Genomic DNA, 21,977 nt, shown 5'->3' with positions numbered 1-21,977 from the left:
TGCATCAGTGCATCAGGTATCAGGCCGCTATGGAACCCAGAAGCTTTTCTTTTTTTTGTTCAGGCCATCATTCGCAGAAGAACAGCAATAGGCCTGCCTCCTTCCCGGAGACAGGCCTGCCGCCCAATTCAACTGCGCAACCCAAATGATACCATGCTGCAATCCTTACTTATCCGCGCTTTCGCCGCAGCGGCTCCATCCACATGCGAAGGACAAAAGGAAGCATGCCAAACCATCGGTACTGCCACGGTTCCCGGCCAACCTTTTTGCCGGCTTTGACTTGTTTGCGCACCTCTTTAGGGGTGTCCATATATTTTACGACCTGCTGGGTTACATATTTGACCAGTTCCTCTTTTTTCTCCATGGTTCGATCAGCCTCCTTCCCGTAGTATGGGCAAGCTGCGGCCGCGGCAAACCTTCGGTTACTTGACGGATGATTTATATTTTCTCCGGTGCTTTCAGTCCGATTAAGGAAAGGCCGTTCTTCAATGTAATGCTTACACAGCGGACCAGGGCCAGACGGGCCTGACGGAGTTCCGCGTCTTCCACTTTCAGTATCGGACATTCATGGTAGAAATGATTGAATTTTTGCGCCAGGTCCACCAAATATCGGCTGATAATGGACGGTTCCAACCGGTCCATCGCCTGCTCGATCCGCTCCTTGAACAGGTACAGCTCCCGCAATACGCCTTGGGCTTCGGCATTCGTCAGATGAGCCACGGCCAGAGCGCCTGCGCCGGCGGCAGCCCCTCCGTCCGCTTCCGCTTTTCTCAGCACACTGCAAGCCCGCGCATGCGTATACTGAACGTAAGGACCGGTCTCCCCATCAAAATTGAGCGCCTCATCCCAGGAAAAGACGATATCTTTAATCCGGTTGTTGCTGAGGTCGTTGAAAATAATGGCGCCAACGCCAACCTCGCGCGCCACCTCATCTTTGTTCTCCATGCCCGGGTTTTTCTCATCGATGATCTCGCGCGTCTTCTCAATCGCCTTGGTCAGAAGCTCCTCAAGATTAACCACGTTGCCTTTGCGTGTAGACAGCTTCGCACCCTCCAGGCTGACTTTACCGAAAGGCACGTGAACAAGCTGCTTTGCCCAGTCATAACCCATCAGCTCAATCACCTTGAACCACTGCTTGAAGTGAAGGCTTTGTCCGGCATCCGTAACATAGATCGCTTTGTCGAAATCATATGTGTTTTTACGATAAATGGCCGCTGTAACGTCACGCGTATGGTACAGCGTGCCTCCGTCTTTCTTCACCATCAGCGCCGGAGGCATCTGATAATCGTCCAAACGGACCAGGAGAGCCCCATCGTCTTCCTCGAGCAGCTGCTTTGCTTTCAGCTCTTCCAGGACGGCCGCCATCTTGTCGTTGTAGAAGCTCTCGCCCGCATAAGAATCAAACGTAACGCCGAGCAGATCGTACATCTTCTGAAATTCTTTCAAGCTGATGTCCACGAACCAGCGCCAAAGCTTCAGTGCCTCTTCGTCTCCCTGCTCCAGCTTGACGAACCACCCGCGCGCCTCATCCTCCAGCTCCGGATGGATGTCCGCCTCATCGTGGAATTTCACATATAACCTCTGCAGCTCGCCTATGCCGTCGGCTTCTACCGCCTCCCGGTTGCCCCAAAGCTTATACGCGACGATCAGTTTGCCGAACTGCGTTCCCCAATCGCCCAGATGATTGACGCCTACGCTGTTGTAGCCCATGAACTTGAAAATGCGATACAGCGCATTGCCGATCACGGTAGAGCGCAAATGGCCGATATGGAAGGTTTTGGCGATATTCGGCGAAGAGAAATCGATGACGACGCTACGGCCTTGCCCGATATCTTGAGCGCCGTACCGGTCGCCCTGAGTCAGCACTTCGTTTACGACCTGCGAAGCGAACTGCTCCGGATCCAGGTATACGTTAAAATAACCGGATACCGCATCGATACGGCTGACCAAGGCATGTCCGCTCCAACCCGCTTTCAGTTCCTCGGCAATCGCCTGGGGCGCCTTTCTCAACTGCTTGCTCAGCTTAAAGCACGGCAGCGATAAATCTCCCATTTGCGGATTGGGCGGGTATTCGATAAGCTCCGCCAGCGTTTCCCGGGATACGCCCTCAAGCTTACCGGCCAATTGCTCCGCAAGCCATTGTTTATAATTCATGACAAGTCATGCTCCTTTCATTCCGTTGAACGCTGCGGCAACCGCATGGTACCCCTTGATGCAACAAAGCACCCCTTAAGGGGTGCCTCCATTCGGGGCATTATGCGAAAATTGCCAGCCTTTGCATACCATCCATTATATCGGCACGCAAAATACGAGTCAAGCGCGATTATGGCGAAACCATGCGCTTTTATTGCCATCACTTCCCTCGCCTGCCCATGCATATCTAATCATTTTCTTCATCAAAATATATGGTGAACCTATGCTGAATTTACAGGAGGAATCATTTCATGGCTTTAGTTCCATTTGAGCCGTTCCGGCGTATTGATCATTTGAAAAAGGAAATGGACCGGTTTTTTAATGAGGGGCTGCCTGCCGCATTCGGATTTAATCAGGAATTCGGCGCACCGCGGATTGACGTTCACGAAACGGAGAATGAGGTTATCGCCCATTGCGAAATTGCCGGCCTGGACAAAAAAGAAGACGTAGACATTCAGGTCGAGCCTCATAATTTGACGATTTCCGGGACCATCAACAGGTTCAATGAAGTCAAGGAAGAGCAGTTTCACCGCAAGGAGCGTTTCACCGGACGCTTCCACCGGTCCATAGCCCTGCCCGCAGAGGTGATGGAGGAAGGAACCACGGCATCGTACAAGAACGGCATTCTTGAAGTGCGGATGCCCAAAGCGCCAAAGGAAACGCGCCGCCGAATCGACGTGCAGTTTCACTAAAGCTTGACGTTAACCAAACGGACCCCGATGCATTGGCATGGGGTCCGTTTGTTGAGCTACAGCATTTTTTGCATCAGCACCACATCCAGCAGCCGCCCGAATTTAAAGCCGACCTCCCGCATGGTGCCCACCATTTCAAATCCGAACACGCGGTGGATATGAATGCTGTTGTCGTTGCCTTCCGCGATGCGGGAGAGCACCGTATGCAATCCGGCGGTCTTCCCTTCCCGCAGAATCGCTTCCAGCATCGTCTTGCCAAGCCCATGCCCGCGGTACCCGTCCCGAATGTATAAGGAAAGCTCGGCCGTACGAGCATAGGCGAGCCGGTCTGAGTAACGGTTGAGCGACGCCCAGCCGGTTACCAGACCGTTATCCTCTGCTACAAGAACCGGATAAGATTTCCCATGCTGCTCAAACCACTGCTCCTGCTGTTCCATGGTTCTGGGAACCGTATCAAAGGTGGCCACCGTATGAAGAACCGCGTCGTTGTATATGTCCAGAATAGATGGGAGATCCGCTGCAACTGCCTGCCTTATGTTCATTTGGAGCTTTCCTTTCCTTTCAAAGGCTTTTTGACATCAGGTAACTTTTAAATAAAATCATTCCTCCTCAGAATATCATGACCCTCTGAATGAATTCCAGCCTGTTTTTACATTTACTTTTCCTTTTCCGGACCAAAGGGGTACTGCAGAAATTCACGGAAAATCTCATCCGATTGCCGCGTTAAGCTTTCCAGCTGCAGGGCATCCAAATAGATCACTCTGCCTGTTCGGCAATCCTGTATTTTCAGTCGATGGGAGTTCCCATTGGAATCTATTTCAACCATAACGCTTGCAAACTCGTTTGTTATTCTCATAGATTACCCCCTGGAGCTGTGAATGAGCCGCTAGAAAAAAATCGAAATGGCCCGCGGCAAAATTCGTTGGTCAAGAAAGATGGAACGATTGGAAATTTTCCACTTATCGCCATAACGATCCAAAGTATCCTCGCGCCGCCCCACAAAAAAACTCTCTTCATTGTCGCGCCTGGATTGGAAAATAATAAAGTTTGAAAGGACAAGCAATTTTTGATTGTTATGATTCTCTTTAATAAGAATATTCGTCACCAGTCTTCTTGTCCTCGATCTAGGTTGTTCCGCATGCGCCAATCGGGTTTGCAATCTTTCGTAGCGTTTATGCAAAAATGGCTTATCGTCCTCGATGAGATGCCACTCCTGTTTTAAAGGTGACTGTTTCTGATCAACATCCCTTGTTTCGGTGGTTGGCATCCAATAACGGGCGTCATCTGTAAATAAATCCAACCAACCTTCAAAATCACTTTGATCCAGCAAGTGAGCTTCGTGATAAAGAAATAATTCAATCTCCTTATGAAGTTCCAAGTGGTTATTCATGGAAAATCCCTTCCTCCTTCATAAGCTTTAGCCAGTACCGATAAAAATTCCTTTGATTTTGTTCGGAATAATGCCGGCCAAGATGTCCCGGCAAACCTGGTACTTTGATTTCCCCCTCATGACGGATACCCATCGAATAATTAAAGTGATGCTGCCTCGAAACGTACGGCTTGGTGGACTCGGTAATTTGTTCAAAGTTTGATCCGTCATCGGCGGCAAATAAACCGGCCGGAGCATTTTCCCGTTGTGAGAAAATTCTCGCGAATTGTTTGGCTTGATCAGGCGCCTCACTGTCATACAAACTGATCTGCCATAATTCAACTTCATCTGTTCCTTTAGGATGCCATTGGAAAATATGAATACCTCGGAAGCAGCCAAAGGTAAGAAAGGTTAGATTCGGGAATATCAGAATTTGCCCGATTTGGTGTAAATTCGCCTGCTCGGGACTAAGCCGTTCTTTAAGTCTTTGGTCAATCTGTTCAACATACTGTTCTGCTTCAGGTCCAATTTGTTTCGCAATGGCCCGATCCAATTCCAGACCCACCCCAAATTTGGGTATATCGCCTACGCTATGACCATGATCACAATAGGCGTTGTACTCTCCCAATTGATCATAAGGCGGCATAAAGCCAATTTTGAAAGCGGATCCATGAGTGTACAGCACGTGATAATCGTCACCAAAGTTTTCGGTGCAAATTTTCCAATTGGTTTTAATTTTTTGTTTCATGATGGGACCTGCCACTTCAAATTCGCCTAAAGCTCTTTCGAAGGCAGTGTCCAAATACCAGAGCAGATCTTTACCAAAGTACTCCTTTAGCGGGAGCGCGTTCGGGTCCCAATTGGCAAAAATAAAACCTTTATACGATTCAACCCGTGGAACGGTGATTAGACCGTTTTTCGATTTATCCAGTTCGCCGTAATATGCATATTGGAGTTCGGGTACGCCGATCAAATTTCCGTTGTTTTCAAAGGTCCAACCATGATACGGACAACGGAAAAATTTTGAGTTTCCTGCATCTACACTGCAAACCTTCATCCCCCGGTGGGGACAGGAATTTAAGAATACATGAATTTTGCCTGTACCATCCCTGGTTACGATAACCGGATCTTCAGCCATATAGTTGGTGATGTAATCGCCAGGATGTTTAATTTGGCTTTCATGGGCAACGAAAAGCCATGTCTTGGTGAAGATCTTCGCCATTTCATCCTGATAAATCTCCGGATCATAATTCACTTTACGACTAATTGAACCCGTTTCCAGATTGACATAATGATCCAACAATTTCATTTACCATTCCCCTTCCTCTTCATGCGTGAATCAGATTGGAATCATGAAATCAGCCGCTCTCCTCTTTTACGAGGTACGCTACTCTGACTACATGCTGCTCCATTAATTGTTTGGCCAGGGTGGAATTACCGTCTTTCAAACTATGGAATATCATTCGGTGCTCAAGCAACGACCGGGCCATCCGATGTTCTTTAAACACTTTATCCAGGGCGGCTGCGTACTCGAAAAAATCCCAATGTTCTTCCACCAAGCCTTGAATATAAGATAAACCCGAGGCTTCGTGAATGATCCTGTGAAAATCCCGATTCAAATTCGCATAATCGACAATGGATATTCCGGGTTCCTCCATGCGTCTAAGCACGGCATCTATCATATCCAGCTGCGTCTTCTCGATTTTGCGCGCGGCCCATTCAACCATTAATGCCTCCAACGAGCCTCGCATCAAAAGTCGTTCAAACAATTCGCTCGAGGTAGGTCTGCGGACAAAAGCTCCTACTTGTGGAATAATAGAAAGAAAGCCTTCCCGTTCCAGGCGTGAGATAGCCTCCAGTACCGGAGTACGGCTCATATTCAGCACCTGACAAATCTCGTTGACGTTGATCGCAGAGCCTATATCCCACTCACGGTCAAGAATGCGATTTTTTATATACATATAGGCATTATCTTTCTTCAGATCTGCCACTCCTTTTTCTACGGGAGTGATTGTCATGGCTATAACAAACCCAACCAGCTCTCGCTTAAAATTCACCTTTAAAGAAATCCGTCACCAGCTTTGTAAAACTCTCTTTTCGCTCCAACTGCGCCCAGTGACCGCAACGATCAAACACGTGAAGCTGTACGTTCGGTAAATGCTGCAGCATATAAACGCTGGAGTCTACGGATACAAAACGATCGTCCCTGCCATGAACAAGCAGAAACGGCATATTCATGCGTCTAAGAGCTGACGGCGGTACAATAACCTCAGCAGGCGACGTTGAAAACATCGATTCATAAGATCTGCGAACCTCTGGCCGCATGACTTCTTCAAAACGCTCCTGAACGATTTGATTTAATTTGTCGCCAATTATATTTTCGTCGTATACGAACCACTTCAGCAAATTTCCAAGCGCAGCAGGAGTCGGATCCTTATAAAAATTCAACATGCGAATCACTTCCGGCGTCGGAGTAGACGGCGCGCCGGCGCTCCCCATTAAAACCACACTCTGGAAGCGCTCAGGCGCTGTCATGACAAGATGAAGCGCGAGAGCCCCGCCCATGGAATTTCCCACCAAGTGTGCCTTGGCAATATCAAGTTCATCCATCAATGTCAGAATTTGCTCTACCCTTAGACGCATCCATCCCATCAACCCGCCTTGCGGCACAGGATCTGGATGATCCGTATTGCCGTAACCTGCCAAATCAGGAGCGACAACGCGATAAGATCCAGAAAAACCGGGAAGCACATCCCTCCAGTTGGATTCCGCAGTTACTCCTGGACCTCCGCCATGGAGAAAGATGACCGTCTCGGAGTTCTGTTCTCCCGACTCACAAAGATAAGTTGAGTATGAACCCGTCTTTATTTTGCGTATATTCATGTTTACCATGTTCGTTTTCCTCTCTCCTCAATAATAGTCATCATCGGAAATGATTAAACTTAAGCCTCCGTTGTTTCATCCATGGCATGACCATGACCCGGAGTATATTCCGGCCCCCACCATTGAAGAGCCACCCCAAATTCCTCCTGTCCCCATTCAACGGGTTCCCAATCCGGATCAAAAATCAAATATCCGTTGCTGAACAATTCCACCCTGTGTCCGCTTCCGGGATCTCTCACATACGCACAGACCGCTTGGCTAATCCCATGCTTTGCCGGACCAAGGTCTATCTGAATCCCGTTTTCCCGCAGGATGTCGAGCGCTCGAAGTACGTCCTGCGCATTATCCAACCAATAGGCAATATGATGGAATCGAGCCGGAGTCTCAGGGTCATGCGCCCCCATCATCGCTACATCATGAACTAGCTGCGTAACGCTCATCCAGCCTCCGATCACCTTCCCGTTATTCAGCTTTACGTATTCGCGCATCTTAAAACCGAGCTGTTCCGACAACCATTGGTGAACCGATCCCGGGTCATGTGAAGTCCAGAGATTCACATGGTCAATTCTGCGCGGCGATATCCCGCGAGCCCATGATTTGTGCGTTTGATTCTTCAGGCCGGAACGTTCTCCTTGGGGAGCCTTCGGTTTCTCCACTTCATAATAAATCTCAAACGTGTGCTGGCTGGGGAGTTTAAATTGAATCGCTTTCCCCTGTCCGGCTTCCCGCCCCGCCTCAATCCATTGAATCTTTGTACCCGCCGCTTCTAACTGTACAGCGAATTTCTCTACATCCTCTGCTCTTTTGGCACGCCAACCTATATGGTCTACGACCGCACGATCCCCTTGCTTCAAGACAAGACTATGATGTTCGAATTCCCCGCAAGCCCGTAAATAAACTGCGCCTCCCGCACGCTCAATCTCTTCCAATCCCAACACTTCTTTAAAGAACCATAATGACTTCTGCAAATCAGGGGTAACCAATGAAACATGGCCAAGCTTTGCAATTTCCGGAACTAACATTTTAACACCTCCGTAATAGGTTGAAATCAATCATATAACCGGGTATGAAAGCGCTTTATTTTTCGATTTAATGAAATACTAACATTTTAACACCGGTGATGTCAATACCTGTAAAAAATATATATCCAGCGGATGCAGCCTGATATTATTCGTGTTGTCGGAGTCAAGCTAACCCCCAATGCCTCGAAGAATGCAGCGAGAAATTAAAAAGACAGAAAAAATGCTCCGCATGCCATAACCGGACGAATGCGAAGCTGTAAAATGAAGTTCCAGTTGACCGCTTTCCCAAAAAATCACTTTATAGATGGGTTGGATGCGGATGTACGCAAATAAGCCCCCCAGACAAAGTCTGAAGGGCTTATTTGTATGTATGGATGCGGACGAGAGGACAAAGCGAGTTGTGGGAGCGTCTTGCGCTTCACGCTAACGCTGCGATCCGCCAATGTATTGAACTGCAGTGCAATCGCACTTCGACCGCGCACAGGCTGGCGCTTACATCCAGCGGCATATGGCTTACCGCCGGTGCGGAGCATGATATCTTTTCGGATGGTGCGATCGACGAGATTTATCGTTTCTCCAGTGGTGCCGCCCGGCCAACAAGGTATGTACACACTGTCTGATCTACGGCACCAGCAAGACAAATTACACCGTCAACCGCCGACACTACGCGTTAGCAGTAACATGAATTATACAAAAAGTGAATAGTTTTGGCTCTTCGCGCTACTGGGTGGATAACGAAGCAAATCATAGTTTCATAACCCTTCTAATCTGCGGTATTTCAATTCACGCATCCGCATGGGATGCGACTTAAGACCACCCCTTAAAAGGTACGCCCTTAAAGATTTCAATCCACGCATCCGCATGGGATGCGACTCAGGTTTGACAAGCGTTTTTTTGCCACTTTTGGATTTCAATCCACGCATCCGCATGGGATGCGACGCCATATCAGCCTGGCGTGTTACGTAACTGTCATAATTTCAATCCACGCATCCGCATGGGATGCGACATTACACTTACGGCGACGATTTGTATGCAGCGTTATTTCAATCCACGCATCCGCATGGGATGCGACATTTCTTTGACTATTAAAGTGTCGTTCGCTAATCATTTCAATCCACGCATCCGCATGGGATGCGACTTTTAAAGGTATGGGTTGAAATGTTGCAGTGTGATATTTCAATCCACGCATCCGCATGGGATGCGACAAGGTTATTCGCGGTGTCGATCATAAACTTTGATTATTTCAATCCACGCATCCGCATGGGATGCGACAAATGCAAAAAATTCCTAAACTAGCAGGAGTTAATATTTCAATCCACGCATCCGCATGGGATGCGACTATAGGCGGGATCGGTGTAAATGCGTTGATATCGCGATTTCAATCCACGCATCCGCATGGGATGCGACCCTCTGCGCGGATAGCAGATGATGACTTCAAACGGATTTCAATCCACGCATCCGCATGGGATGCGACACTCTGCCTCTAACAGCGGGTAAGCATCACTTAACGATTTCAATCCACGCATCCGCATGGGATGCGACCATCGAGCAAAACCGCATCCAGTGTTTAGGGATTGCATTTCAATCCACGCATCCGCATGGGATGCGACTTTTCCCATTTCTCCTTAAGTTTGGCACGTTTCATATTTCAATCCACGCATCCGCATGGGATGCGACTTGCCGAGCATGAAGCGATGCTGCAAGCACCGTTATTTCAATCCACGCATCCGCATGGGATGCGACTGCCTCTGCTGCCTGACGCCATACCACTACTGGTATATTTCAATCCACGCATCCGCATGGGATGCGACAGCGATTTTTGATTCAAATATGCCTGAAACTCCATTTTTATGATCAAAAATACGCGTAAATCAATGAATTTCTGAAATAATATGGATAAAACTGTAAACAAAATGGGGATTTTAACCATTTTCCCGGTGCGAATGTCCCCGGAAAACCTTGTGCACTACACATTCGCACTATAAAATTAGAAGGCCTTCCAAATCAAAAGACTCTTTCACACCAATATGTTCTACCTTGCTCTTGTAATTATGGCCCAACTGATAGAATCTGAGGCTGTCTTGTTCTTGATCAATAATATCAAGGAGCTTTAATTTTAAAACAGCAAATTGAGTGGCGTCGACAACGCACTCAAATACTGAATTTTGTACACGCTGGCCGTAATTCTGGCATATTTTCGATACCTGACGCAGTCTTCTTCGCCCTGAACTGCTAACTGTGCTTACATCATACGTAACCAATACCAGCAGCCCGATCACCTACTTTCACAATTTTCAATCCATGCGTCCGCTTGAGATGCGACGGAAACAGGCTTCAAAATATGCCTCATCTACTTCCATAAGAAAGGCGGGTACTCATCTAAATCATTGCGCAAATAACGGGCTAATAGTAGGGCTTGCGCATGCGGTATCAATCCCCAGGAGATTTTCTCACCGAGATAGGGGTGCGTGATCTTCTCTTGCTTCTTACTTTGCCATGCGGTTAGAAACTTCTTTCTCGCCTCATCCCTCATCATAACAGCACCGTTCTCTTTTTTCAAAAAATCCTCATTACTAACCATTTTCTTGTTAATTAATGACAACACAAATTTATCGGCATAGACACCTCGCAGCTCCTCCATCACATCCAGCGCCAGGGAAGCGCGTCCCGGCCGGTCTTGATGCAGAAATCCCACATATGCATCCAGCCCGACACCTTCCAGTGCGGATGCCACATCAATCGCTAACAGAGAATAGGCGAATGACAGCATCGCATTCACGTTATCCAACGGTGGCCTGCGGGAACGCGAGTGAAAGTAGAAATCCTCTTTTTGTTGCAATATCATCGAGTCAAATAGTTTATTGTAGCTAACTGCAGCTTGACCTTCCAACCCTCTTAATCGTTCCAAATCTTCACACGCCCTTACATCCAGCATGATAGCGGATAACTGCTGTGAAATCGCTTTGAACCGGGCAACATCGATGCGTAAAGGATAATCTCTGGTCATTCTCTCAATAATCCATTTGTGATTATAAATCTTGCCGACAATAAAATTACGCGCAATCTTCGCCGAAAGGACCTCATCTTCCGATATGGCATATTGTTTCTTTCTCAGGACGACATTGCCCTTGCTTTCCCCAATCACTCTGGCAAGGAATCTACCGTTCATAGTAAAAAATACTAATGAGATATTGCGCTCCGCGCAATATCCCATAAGTGCCGGACTTGCACCTGTGTAACCAAAAGCGATAATGGATTCCAGGTTGTGAAGCGGCAGTCTGCCCAGCTTCTCCTGTTCCTTAAGCAGAATAATGTTATCTCCGTCGAGTGACAAATAAACATCGGGCTGCGTAATAAATAGCGTATTAAGCAGCTTTTTCATTCACCGATTCTCCCTTCAACATAACTTTTAACGGTCCGTTTACTCATGAGCTCCGGCAAGCAAATATGTTGAAGGGAACAGCTTCGGCAGAAAGACCCCGTTTTTACTTTAGGCGTATGCCTGCGCTTATAGTAGTCTTGCATTTCAGCAACAACAAGCCTCACTTTGTTTTTAATCGCTGCGGTTAGCGGTACTCCACCCGATGTTTGATCTCATTATAAAACAAATAGCCTTGATCAATGCCGCACAGCAGCATTTCCTCCAGACAAATGGCTTGTGCAGCCAACTGTAAAATATCCTCATCGTTCAGCTTCGGCTTTCCGCGTTTATATTCGACCGGATAGGCGATGTATTTCCCTTCAGCGCTATTAATTTCAACACCGCTATCGTCCCTTATAAACTCTACTACATCGCAAATACCTGATATTTTAAGGCTCTCCGACTTCACAGGCATCGCGCGAACGACAAGCTTATCACCTCGCTTCTCTCTTACAAACGGCTGATCTGCATTCTGGTGAAGATACTCCCCTTCAATGGTTCTGACGTTCTCTTCCCATTGCTGTTCAATATGAATTAACGCCCACTGCCGTTTGCAAAATTGAAAATGCTGTATGCCGGACAGCATTAAATAATCATCGTCTTCATTATTTCCCATGGATGCTCTCTACTTTTAATCCTTCCAAAGGCTGAACAGTAAACTTGTAATCTGTGAACGACTTGGGTTCTTCGACAAGTTTTTCAATCGTTAGGGACCGATGTACCTTGGCGGAAGAATATTGGCCCAGCTTGGAATTGTGCTCCCACCAATATACCGTGTGGACCTCCATGCTTCCTTCCGGTCTGGCGGATGACGCGTCGTTCTCAAACAAGGTAACGAGCGCTTGCTTCAACTTCTCGGCATCCTGATTCGTAAATCCGGTTTTCTCGGCCAGCTGCGTATTGATGCTGCCATAAAAAACGTAGACACCTGAATCTACGCGATGCTTCATCCCCATCGTATCCGAGCCTCTTGCCGCACCGGGCTCTGAATTGACGCTTTTGGTAATTTGCATGCTGGTGATATCAATAGGGTCAATACTCGTTGCCGTATGAATAGACACTGGACCTCTTACACCGACGGAGACACCAGCTCCCTTATCCGCTTTGAAAGCGAATACTTGGCCAAAGCTTCGGACGTCCAACCATTCCCGGCAAGCAATTCTGGCAAACTCATCACTGGAGCTTGTCTTAGACTTCAGAATTTTCGCCAGCTCGGCATTCGCATCCGCACGCTCTCTTAAGCTGCTATAAGAATCTGATCTGCGATCATTAGATTGGACAAAGATAGATTCGCCCATATCCTGCAGACGATTTCTGATCTTCCGTTTAAGCGCGACATCCGAAATCTCACCATAACCATCATAGTTTTGCCGCGGCCGATTACCATTCAGGGGATCCCCGTTAGGATTAGCCTTGGTTACAGACAATACAACTGCAAAATCAATTTTATGATCTAAAGTAGTCATGTCCATCTCTCCTATTCAATCAGATGCAGCCGCTGCATCATCATTATTTTCTTTCTTCTGATAAAGCTCATGCCGTTGACTATAGAAGCCCAGCAAATATACTTCGGATAATGGTTTATTATTAAATTCGGCAATCGGAATTCGGGAAGCAACCTCGTCAATGATCTTGGATAGATAGGTTCCCTTTGTTCCCAGCCTGGCTTGATACGGCTGCAAGGCATTCTGGATGGTTTTCCAGGTTCTTGCCGGATGCCTGGAGAACGAATTCATATAACGAATGGCATTGGTGGCGCGGGTTTCTTCAGCGCCTAACGCGCGTCTTTCCAAAACATCGGCGACAGCTAACAAGCGGCCGAATAAATAACTGCGGTCATTATTGTCTGTGTCTAATGCCACATTGTATCCCTCCCGTCTGTTGATTAGAGCGCAGGCAATACTCAACGTCTTTTCCCATTCCCATTTTTCCATCGATACGGGGTTTGACGCGCGGTGATAAGCGCTGTTTACAATATCCAACGGAATATCTCGCCCGTCGATAATGCATGGCAGCATCCGCTCCATTACCCCTTTGACCGTCTTGTCGCTCGCACTTGGCCCGTATGCGGCAAGCGCGATATCCTTTGTGGCGGGGGCCCCGTAAAATTGCACATATTCGCCATTGTCATCCTTGCGGTACCGGTGCAGCCACACGCAGGTAGAATGCCATTTCGTAAGCTTGTCCAGATAAAGCTCCTTGTTCAAATTCCGGTAGTACAGCACGGCCATGCGCCCTGTTGTGGCCGAATCCAGAATTAAAATATTCACTTCAGACGAAGACGACAACCGATTTCGATACCCGTCCAACGCTTTGGCAACTTCTACGGCGAACTCTTTATTGGTAAACGATATTTTCTCTTTAGCGGCAATCGGCGCAGGGGAAATCGAATAAAGATCCTCATTAACTCCCGGAACATCCAAATCGTCGTTACCCCATACAAGAAACACCCGCTGATCAATGGTCTTCCCCTGATGAAGAATGAGCCACTTCAATGCATTATGCGCTTTTTGGGATACGTCATAACTAATGCTTGCCGCTTCTTGGCTTAGATTAAACCGTCCTCGAAACGTAAAACCGCTGGTATCATTGGCCGAAATTAATTTGGCCTTGTCTCCCGCATTTCTAATTTTGTTGGCATGCTTGTCCGTGGCCGGAAGCGTTCTCCCCGAGACATAACAAAGATCCTCTTTGCCTAACCGACTGCTGTAAAATTGGATGAAAGAATCGTACATCTCCTGATCCTTCCATACTTCCGTTAATATCTTATTAGGCGAATAGACGTTGAACCGAACGAATGCGCTTGCTTGCTCGCCGCTAATAACTGAGAATATAGGCGGCTTTGAGCCATACAGCGCCTCATATTTCTTGTCGTCCCATTTGTCAATAAGGCGGTTATCGGCATCTATAAATAAAATCTTGTGTTCCACTAAATCCTGAATAAGCCGCCCCTTGCTCAAATAATGATAGATGCTCTTCACCTTAGAGGTACCATATGGAGAATTAGCCCAGTCTTCCAGTTGTTTAATGTAGTATGTAAAAGGCTCTTCTTTTTTAATTTCACCGCCATAGGCTGCATAATCTCCCGCTACGTAACTTAATTTATCGTGCAGCGGATAGGGGGCAATCTTGGAGCCTGCGCGGTTCGCGGAGTCTTCGGTGCACGGGATTAATGTACTCGCATCGTTTTTGTCAATCACTGTCGCCGAATGAAACTCCCCGTCTTCGGTTATATTCACTTCGATGTGCGCATTTTGCGTTGTATGGGAGACGGGCAGCAGCGTGTACTCTTGTTCGTTATGTTTTTTTTTAATCTTGCCAACGAGGTCCAAATTAGCTTCATAGGTTTCATAGAGATTCAAAAGCCAGCTCATGGATTCCCCCCCTCTTCCAATTGTGCGAACAGCTCATCTGCCGATTCGACATTGGCATGATTGAAATGCTTCGGTTCCATGTCCGTAATCACACGAACCTGCGTGCACTGTTCAGGTCTTATAAATTGGATAATTCCATCCTTCATCACCGGATTCCATAGACGCACTTCCAATTGGTTGCGGCCTGTTTCATCCGGATAATTGATGCCATGGACCATATTTCCCAGATGAATATCGCCATAGCCGTCATAAAACCCGTCCCCCTCGCCAAATTCGCAAGGTTCAACGTAAGCCTGACATTCCCTGGCACCGAGGAAAATGTCTCTTCGGCCGCCAGCCTGGAGAGAGCGCTTCATAATGTTGTGATGCTTGTGCTCGTTACGGTCATAAGCCATATCGGGCCGGTTCATGTTGAATTCGAAATGTGCACGCACCTGGTAACGGACATCTCTCAGATACGTATAGTTGGCAAGCGTATTCCCTCCGCTATAATCCATCGGACGAATGCCTTTGGATTCCATACGGATGGGGTTCATGATCCGGACGGCATCGACGATCATTAGGAGCGTCGGTTTCCAGTAAATCGATTCAACAATCCCCTTCAGAGATTGGTAGGTAGGCACTTGGTAGGAAAGTTTCTCCCCGCCAAGCTTAGTCAAAGGATCCGTGAATAACGCATAAGCGCCGTGTACGACAAACTCGATCGAGTTCCTCATCGATTCACCTCCTTCACAGCTTGATATAGTACTTATTTACTATATTTTAATAATATTCCATTTCTTTAATCTTGTAAATTTAACTTTAAGTCATGATATAATAAAAAAACAAAGCGTCTGGATTGAAAAGTATAGTGTGTGATGTAGAAACCTATCCTATCAATCAGATAAGTTTCTTGTCCATCTTCAAAACATCCCCAATTCAAATGGGCTGTCATTGTCGAGATCAAGGCCAAATTCCTTATTATAAGCACTTTCCTTCAACGCGAATATTTTCCCGTCGAGCAGGCTTACCAGCCCCCCGTTCTGCGCCAGTTGCGCCCATTCATAATGAAACAGATGAATCGTATACTGCTGAGCTTTGCGCAATAATCGTGATAAATCCTCAATCGACTCATTGCCATTCAGCCTTGCAATCATGTCTTTGCCTTCATCGTCGTAAGGGACAATAACAGAGGTTGTATGGTTATCAATTACATAAAAGTGTTCTGCTGCCGTTCGATAACTATTGACAATAAATAATGGCAAGCTTTCTTTCTTGTGATGCGTATAAGCTTGGTTATACGAATTGTGTGTCCTGTTAGACGCCAATAACTCGGTCATGTCCTTCTCTAATTTGGGGATAAAATAGTTCAAACTCGAACGGAATTCCGTATAAAATTCCTTAAAATACCTGTCCATAGCCTGAGCAGATAAAACATGGCCGCCATGGTGGTTCCGGTCATGCTTAAGATCGACGAGAATCCTCCTGGACAGTTTTTTCCCAACCTTTATTTCCGGCAAATAATCCAATTTCTCTTCCTCATGATCAATAACATACACTTGCTGGATCTCCCGCTCCCCATGACGGTTGCATCTTCCGGCAGCTTGTGCTATTGAATCGAGACCCGCCAAAGAACGAATCACACAATCAAAGCTTACATCTACCCCTGCTTCAATCAGTTGTGTGCTGATGCATATGACTTTCTCATGCTTCTCAAGATGTTCCCGCACTTGTTCCAATATGTGATTTCGGTGCGCGGCGCACATCGATGTACTTAAGTAATAAATGGGGACATGACTCCCCGCCATTTGATGGTATAACCTCTTCACAACCGTCTTCGTATTCAAAATAACAAGCACACTTTGAACTTCGTCCATTTTTTCCGCAATAAAATCGGCAAGCTTATTATTGTTAAACGTTTCATCCGTTGCTTTATCAAAAATCTCCACCCGTTTGAAAGCCTCGATCACGCAATCCAGGTTTTCAATCATTTCAGCGTCTGCGTTCAATGCCAGCTTATGCTCCACAAAATCCAATGCAGGCTGGGTTGCAGTGCAAAGAATGAGACTGGAATGGCCATAAGTTTTCAAAAAATTCAGTGCTTGATTAAATAACGATACACATGAAACGGGAACCTTTTGCACCTCGTCAAAAATAATCACCGACTCGCTTAAATTATGAAGCCTCCGGATATTTCTGCTGCCTTTGGCATAGAACACATTCAAAAACTGCACCATCGTTGTAAAAATAATCGGCGAATCCCAGTTATCCTTTGCCAGCTTCAGCTTTTGCCGTGTATTGATCAGGCCGTCCTCGTTCTCGTCGTCCTCATTCCCGTCCTCGATGATGACGTTTGAATGATGCTCTAAAATATGTCCGCCATCCATCAGGATTTTGCGAATTTCTTCGGCATTTTGCTCAATAATCGTTGTATATGGAACTACATATATAATGTGCTTCTTGCCGTGCAGACTGGCATGCTTGAGTGCATATCTTAAACTGGCCAATGTCTTGCCGCCTCCGGTTGGAATCGATAAGGTATAGATCCCCGACGGCTTCCCGGCAAACTGGTCGCACTGTTCCGACATTTTCCTTCTAAGGATATTCATTTGTGTTTTTGCGGCGTCTTGAATTTGGTACGAGTGAATCTTTGCCATCAGTTTCTCATAATAGCCATCGAACAGCTCCTTGCGGTTCTGTTCCGGTTCGTGGGTCTTATTTTCTTCAAATAATCTGGTGTTCGTTCGATCGGCATCAATTAATGCGCTAAAAATAAACTTGGTCAGGAACATCAGCTTGCTTTCATCATTCCCCGCAAAGGGTTTCATCAGATAAGCCTCTAATTCTACTAATGCTTTTGAAACATACTGGTGAAATTCCGCCTCGCTGATCACATGGTCAAAAAAACACTGCACAGACCGATCAAACTCATTTAATTGTTTTTCCTGCACGCGCTTCAAGTAAGGCGACTCCAAATCCTTATTGAGAAAATCGTGAAGATAGGAATGGTGAGACAGAATAGCGTTACCTACAACTTCAGCCAAAATCCACTGAAGCCTGGAAGGGCTCCCCGTATGAAACAGCTGGTATAATAACTTTCCGCCCGCTGTCGAATGGTCTACACTGCCTCTTTTCGGCGGAGAATCCGGATTTCTCACCGCCTCTAGTATGTACTCTCTAAATTCATGGGTAAATTTGCCCATATCATGAAGCATGCCCGCAAGACCTGCTATATGCTTGACGCCAATCTTCTCCCCGTATGATTCCGCAAAATCTTTTACTCCAAGCAAATGCTCCTCAACGCCTTGAATCTGATTGTCACTTTCACGAATATGAGCGACGTAATTCATTTTATCCCTCCCAGTTCTTTACTTTTGCCTTGTCAAACTAAATATACACCATCTTATGTTCAAAAGTTGTCAGGGAACATATATTCTGATTAGATTCGACTCAGCGCGGGATCAGCCAGCATTATAAAGATACCTTGTCACTCAGTCCAAACCAAGGTCCGCGCAGCACAGTAAATTTATTTTTGGATAAGGAATGAAAAAAATAAGGCCGGCCCATAAGTCATGAAAATGACTGAGGGCTAGCCGATTATTGTTTAAGGCTACACGCAGAAATGGTACCCCTCCCGCAAAATCGCCAAGGCATTACAGTAAAACCTCCATTCCCGCGAAAAGAGAAGAAGGCGGATAACTACTTAGCTTTACTTCATTTCGCCTGTGAAGCAGGAAAATTTCTCCTCTTATCCTTCCTCGCTTTGTAATACATTTTTGCCTTTCATCTTTAAAACAACCGGGATGATAAGCCATAAGGCCGCAGCCAGCAAAAAGACGGCCGAAACCGGCTTTTGTACGAAAATGATAAAATCTCCATTCGAAATCGTTAGCGCCCGGCGCAAATTATTTTCGATCATCGGTCCCAGAACAAGGCCAAGAACCAGAGGCGCCAGCGGATAATCATTGCGCGTCCAGTAAATCCCCGCAACGCCGCACAACATCAGCAGCATTAAATCGAAAATACTCGCCTGTACCGCATAAACACCGAATATGGAAATGACCACGATCATGGGCAGCAAAAACTTTTTTGGCGTCTGAATAATTTTGGCAAACACTCTAACCATAGGCATATTCAAAATGAGCAGCATCACGTTTCCGATAAACATACTTGCGATCAAACCCCATACCACTTGGGGATGCTCCTTGAACAAAAGCGGACCCGGTTGAATGTTGTACATGATGAGCGCCCCCATCAAGATGGCCGTTGTACCCGATCCAGGGATACCCATGGTCAGCATCGGGATTAACGCTCCTCCCGAGGCCGCATTGTTGGCCGATTCAGGGGAGGCTACGCCCGCAATCGCTCCTTGTCCGAACTTCTCGGGATGTTTACTGAGCTTCTTTTCCATGATGTAAGCAAAAAAAGAAGCAATCGTTGCTCCGGCGCCCGGCAGTACGCCAATGAAAAATCCCAGCAACGAACCGCGGAGAATCGGTGCCGCACTCTCCTTAAGATCCTGTTTAGTCGGTATCACTCGATTAATTTTGGAGATCGGACCGTCATCCGTATCTTTTTCCAAAATGGTTTTAAACACTTCACCCAGAGCAAATAAACCGACCGCCACCGTCAAAAATTCAAATCCCTGATAAAGAGAAGGGTTATCAAAAGTAAAGCGGGCCACACCGGAAACCGCATCCATTCCTACGGTTGCCAGCAGCAGTCCGAGAATGGTCATAATCAGCGCTTTGGTAACCGATTTGCCGGCAAGCCCGCTCACCGCACACAGCCCTAAAGCCATAAGCGAAAAATATTCAGCGGGTCCGAAGGTCAGCGCTAAATCCGACAGGGGCCCCGCAAGACAGACCAGAAATAAAAGGGAAACGATGCCTGCGACAAAGGAGCCGATCGCCGCTATAGATAAAGCAGAGCCGGCCCGGCCTTGCTTGGCCATTTGATGACCGTCGAGCGTAGTCACTACCGAGGACGCCTCACCGGGGGTATTCAGCAAAATGGACGTCGTAGAACCGCCGTACATTGCGCCGTAATAGACTCCCGCCAACAAAATAATCGAGCTTGTGGCCGCTTCTGCGGGACTTAAACCCGATGTCATGGAAGCCGTAATCGGAATTAATAAGGCCACGCCGCTGATAGGACCAATGCCCGGCAGAACGCCTACCGCGGTTCCGATCAACACACCGAAAAATGCAAACACAAGATTATGCCACTGCAAAGCCGTAATAAAACCGCTGCCTAAAAACTGAAGAACTTCCACGGTTAAACCCCCTTATTCCCATCCGAGCCAAACAGGAAAGCCTGGTAAAGATCCCTGCAAGATTTCAACGAATACATAATAAATGCCGATCGATAAAAGAGCCGATACGGCAATGGAAATCAGCCACTTCCCTTTTTCCAACGTTTGAAAGCCGATCAACAAAAACAAAAACGTTCCGATGACATATCCGAGGTCTTCCAGGAAATAGGCATAAAGTACAGCCGACACAAACAGAATGCCGAACTTTTTATAATCCAGAGATTTTTTTACTTTTGCAGCATCAGGGTAGCGGAACGTTTCATATAACAAACGCAAGCTTAAAAGAACAAGGATCAAGCCCAGTCCAAACGGGAAAATATTGGGCCCCACCTCGCTTCCATAAGCGCTTGTGGAAATATTTTGGCTTAACAGCATGAACGCCGCGCCTGTAACCAAATAAACGATACTGGAACATCTGTCAAATGATTTATTCAAATCTGCCCTCTCCCCGATTCCGGTTCCACTAAAAAGCAGGCGAAGGACAAGGGCTTCTCCTGCTTTTTACGGATGGATCCCGATTAATTCTTCGACATGCCAAGCACGTCTAAAATCTCTTTAATCAGCTTTTCCTGCTCATCCAGGAACGGTTTGAAATCTGCAGCGCTTTTATATTCGCTTTCTACGCCGTCTTCTGCCAGCAGCTTTTTCCATTCTTCTTTTTCACTGAGCTCTTTGAACACTTTATCCCAGTAAGCGATTTCATCTTTGCCCATTTCCTTAGGGCCTAACACGCCTCTCCAAATGGTAAAGTCTGCGTCTAATCCAAGCTCTCTTAAGGTTGGGACATCTTTAAGCAGGTCGGTATGAATTCTTTCCGGAGAAGTGACGGCCAGTACACGCACATGTCCGGATTTCACGTAAGGAAGAATCAGCGACACCGGCTTAGCGGCAGCGGTCGCATGGTTACCGAGCAGCGCCGTGATCGCTTCTCCTCCGCCGTCGTAAGCGACATATTTGATGGCTTTCGGATCGAGACCGTATTTATACACCGGGAGCATGGCAAACAAGTGATCCATACCGCCCGGCGAAGAGCCGCCGGCAATAATCACTTTGGCAGGATCCGCTTTGATATCCTCCAACAGCGCTTTCAAATCCTTGTACTTCGAATCGGCAGGAACCGTAATCGCACCGTAATCCTTGGTCAATTGAGCTAATGGCGTCGTATCCTTATAGCCGAAGGGACTATTTCCTTCTTTCTTTAAGTTGTTGATGATCACAGGCGGTGAATTGACCAGAAGCTTGTAAGGGTTTTTGGTTTCTTTTGTTGCATACTCAGCCATATAGACCGATCCGCCGCCGCCCGGTTTGTTTTCGACGGTCATCGTCTCGGTGACCAGCTTGGTCTCGGAAAGCCCTTTGACAATCAGTCTCGCTGTTTTGTCCAAACCGCCTCCCGCACCGTTAGGAGCCACGAAAGTGATAGGCTTCACCGGATAATTTGATTTGGCCGCCGTTTTGGTTGCGGTTTCATTTGCATTCGCAGTACCTGCTTCTTTGGCCGTTCCGCATCCCGTTAAGCTGATTAACAATACGGCAGACAGAGCCCCTAACTTCCAATTTGATTTTCTCATCATCTGTACCTCCAAGCTATTCATTTTTAGCCAAACGGAGGAAAGTGCGAAAAGATCCCCTGTATCTCATCGCCTCTTCCTGTTTGTCGGCTCTCTTCTGACTGCATCAGATAGTAAGCTTAGTGTAATTCAGATTTTGAGATAAATTAAATACCGTTT

At 46.9% G+C, this 21,977-nt stretch carries 20 protein-coding genes, 1 pseudogene and 1 CRISPR repeat array; of the genes and pseudogenes, 2 read left to right on the top strand and 19 right to left on the bottom strand.

Translation table 11 applies throughout. The annotated features are described in order from the left end of the window. Nucleotides 1–169 precede the first annotated feature (169 nt). Nucleotides 170–364: a YqzE family protein gene (locus BLT35_RS10925; protein WP_074727926.1), complete on the bottom strand. Its 195-nt coding sequence runs from the start codon at nucleotides 362–364 to the stop codon at nucleotides 170–172. Between the two features lie 74 nt (nucleotides 365–438). Then, nucleotides 439–2,154 carry an arginine--tRNA ligase gene (gene argS, locus BLT35_RS10920; protein ID WP_074727923.1) on the bottom strand — a complete coding sequence of 572 codons (1,716 nt, stop codon included), beginning with the start codon at nucleotides 2,152–2,154 and terminating at the stop codon, nucleotides 439–441. Nucleotides 2,155–2,444: 290 nt separating this feature from the next. Here argS and BLT35_RS10915 point away from each other — a divergent pair, with 290 nt between their 5' ends. Then, entirely contained in the window at nucleotides 2,445–2,885 is a 441-nt protein-coding gene (locus BLT35_RS10915) for an Hsp20/alpha crystallin family protein (protein ID WP_062407254.1), read from the top strand. Nucleotides 2,886–2,941: 56 nt separating this feature from the next. Here the strand turns inward: BLT35_RS10915 and BLT35_RS10910 are convergent, their stop codons facing one another. The 7 genes from BLT35_RS10910 to BLT35_RS10880 all read right to left on the bottom strand — a co-directional run bounded on the left by BLT35_RS10910 (nucleotide 2,942) and on the right by BLT35_RS10880 (nucleotide 8,159). Further along, nucleotides 2,942–3,427 (bottom strand): GNAT family N-acetyltransferase, encoded by a 486-nt coding sequence (locus BLT35_RS10910; protein WP_074727921.1) that lies wholly within the window; start codon nucleotides 3,425–3,427, stop codon nucleotides 2,942–2,944. Nucleotides 3,428–3,540: 113 nt separating this feature from the next. Then, entirely contained in the window at nucleotides 3,541–3,741 is a 201-nt protein-coding gene (locus BLT35_RS10905; protein ID WP_074727919.1) for a hypothetical protein, read from the bottom strand. 30 nt (nucleotides 3,742–3,771) lie between these two features. Next, nucleotides 3,772–4,263: an aromatic-ring-hydroxylating dioxygenase subunit beta gene (locus BLT35_RS10900; RefSeq protein ID WP_254777542.1), complete on the bottom strand. Its 492-nt coding sequence runs from the start codon at nucleotides 4,261–4,263 to the stop codon at nucleotides 3,772–3,774. Between the two features lie 4 nt (nucleotides 4,264–4,267). Then, the gene (locus BLT35_RS10895; protein WP_062407243.1) at nucleotides 4,268–5,563 is read right to left on the bottom strand and encodes an aromatic ring-hydroxylating oxygenase subunit alpha; all 1,296 of its coding nucleotides are present in this window, start codon (nucleotides 5,561–5,563) and stop codon (nucleotides 4,268–4,270) included. A gap of 49 nt (nucleotides 5,564–5,612) precedes the next feature. Next, nucleotides 5,613–6,272 carry a GntR family transcriptional regulator gene (locus BLT35_RS10890; RefSeq protein WP_217634713.1) on the bottom strand — a complete coding sequence of 220 codons (660 nt, stop codon included), beginning with the start codon at nucleotides 6,270–6,272 and terminating at the stop codon, nucleotides 5,613–5,615. A 28-nt stretch (nucleotides 6,273–6,300) separates the two neighbouring features. Further along, a complete protein-coding gene (locus BLT35_RS10885) occupies nucleotides 6,301–7,146 on the bottom strand; it encodes an alpha/beta fold hydrolase (RefSeq protein WP_054818009.1) in 846 nt (281 codons plus the stop codon). Between the two features lie 50 nt (nucleotides 7,147–7,196). After that, nucleotides 7,197–8,159, bottom strand: a complete 963-nt coding sequence (locus tag BLT35_RS10880) for a VOC family protein (RefSeq protein WP_062407240.1) — start codon at nucleotides 8,157–8,159, stop codon at nucleotides 7,197–7,199. Between the two features lie 374 nt (nucleotides 8,160–8,533). On the opposite strand from BLT35_RS10880, the gene BLT35_RS10875 reads away from it, so the two are divergent. After that, nucleotides 8,534–8,779 (top strand): hypothetical protein, encoded by a 246-nt coding sequence (locus tag BLT35_RS10875; RefSeq protein WP_254777541.1) that lies wholly within the window; start codon nucleotides 8,534–8,536, stop codon nucleotides 8,777–8,779. A 155-nt stretch (nucleotides 8,780–8,934) separates the two neighbouring features. Then, nucleotides 8,935–9,970: a CRISPR direct-repeat array (repeat unit 32 nt; unit sequence ATTTCAATCCACGCATCCGCATGGGATGCGAC). Nucleotides 9,971–10,138: 168 nt separating this feature from the next. Here BLT35_RS10875 and cas2 read toward each other — a convergent pair. The 10 genes and pseudogenes from cas2 to BLT35_RS10825 form a co-directional block, all read right to left on the bottom strand. Beyond that, nucleotides 10,139–10,429 (bottom strand): CRISPR-associated endonuclease Cas2, encoded by a 291-nt coding sequence (gene cas2 / locus BLT35_RS10870; RefSeq protein ID WP_054820100.1) that lies wholly within the window; start codon nucleotides 10,427–10,429, stop codon nucleotides 10,139–10,141. Nucleotides 10,430–10,509: 80 nt separating this feature from the next. Further along, nucleotides 10,510–11,541, bottom strand: a complete 1,032-nt coding sequence (gene cas1c / locus BLT35_RS10865) for a type I-C CRISPR-associated endonuclease Cas1c (protein ID WP_074727917.1) — start codon at nucleotides 11,539–11,541, stop codon at nucleotides 10,510–10,512. Then, nucleotides 11,538–12,196 (bottom strand): annotated as a pseudogene (cas4, locus tag BLT35_RS10860) (CRISPR-associated protein Cas4). Before cas4 ends, cas1c begins: the two are co-directional and overlap by 4 nt. Beyond that, nucleotides 12,186–13,046, bottom strand: a complete 861-nt coding sequence (cas7c, locus tag BLT35_RS10855) for a type I-C CRISPR-associated protein Cas7/Csd2 (protein ID WP_054820099.1) — start codon at nucleotides 13,044–13,046, stop codon at nucleotides 12,186–12,188. Before cas7c ends, cas4 begins: the two are co-directional and overlap by 11 nt. A gap of 15 nt (nucleotides 13,047–13,061) precedes the next feature. Beyond that, nucleotides 13,062–14,954 (bottom strand): type I-C CRISPR-associated protein Cas8c/Csd1, encoded by a 1,893-nt coding sequence (gene cas8c / locus BLT35_RS10850; protein WP_074727914.1) that lies wholly within the window; start codon nucleotides 14,952–14,954, stop codon nucleotides 13,062–13,064. Next, nucleotides 14,951–15,670: a type I-C CRISPR-associated protein Cas5c gene (cas5c, locus tag BLT35_RS10845; RefSeq protein ID WP_054820098.1), complete on the bottom strand. Its 720-nt coding sequence runs from the start codon at nucleotides 15,668–15,670 to the stop codon at nucleotides 14,951–14,953. The genes cas8c and cas5c overlap by 4 nt, the downstream gene beginning before the upstream one ends. 186 nt (nucleotides 15,671–15,856) lie before the next feature. Continuing rightward, nucleotides 15,857–18,283, bottom strand: coding sequence for a CRISPR-associated helicase/endonuclease Cas3 (locus BLT35_RS10840; protein ID WP_074727912.1), 2,427 nt, complete (start codon nucleotides 18,281–18,283; stop codon nucleotides 15,857–15,859). 398 nt (nucleotides 18,284–18,681) lie between these two features. Beyond that, complete coding sequence (locus BLT35_RS10835; RefSeq protein ID WP_074727910.1) at nucleotides 18,682–20,208, bottom strand: tripartite tricarboxylate transporter permease; 1,527 nt, start codon at nucleotides 20,206–20,208, stop codon at nucleotides 18,682–18,684. 12 nt (nucleotides 20,209–20,220) lie between these two features. Next, entirely contained in the window at nucleotides 20,221–20,682 is a 462-nt protein-coding gene (locus BLT35_RS10830) for a tripartite tricarboxylate transporter TctB family protein (RefSeq protein ID WP_054820097.1), read from the bottom strand. Nucleotides 20,683–20,765: 83 nt separating this feature from the next. Further along, on the bottom strand, nucleotides 20,766–21,818 hold the full coding sequence (locus BLT35_RS10825) for a Bug family tripartite tricarboxylate transporter substrate binding protein (RefSeq protein ID WP_062407224.1): 1,053 nt from the start codon (nucleotides 21,816–21,818) through the stop codon (nucleotides 20,766–20,768). Nucleotides 21,819–21,977: the final 159 nt, after the last annotated feature.

Source organism: Paenibacillus naphthalenovorans (assembly GCF_900099895.1).
Classification (GTDB): Bacteria; Bacillota; Bacilli; order Paenibacillales; family NBRC-103111; genus Paenibacillus_G; species Paenibacillus_G naphthalenovorans.
This window is presented reverse-complemented; position numbering and strand designations above follow the sequence as displayed.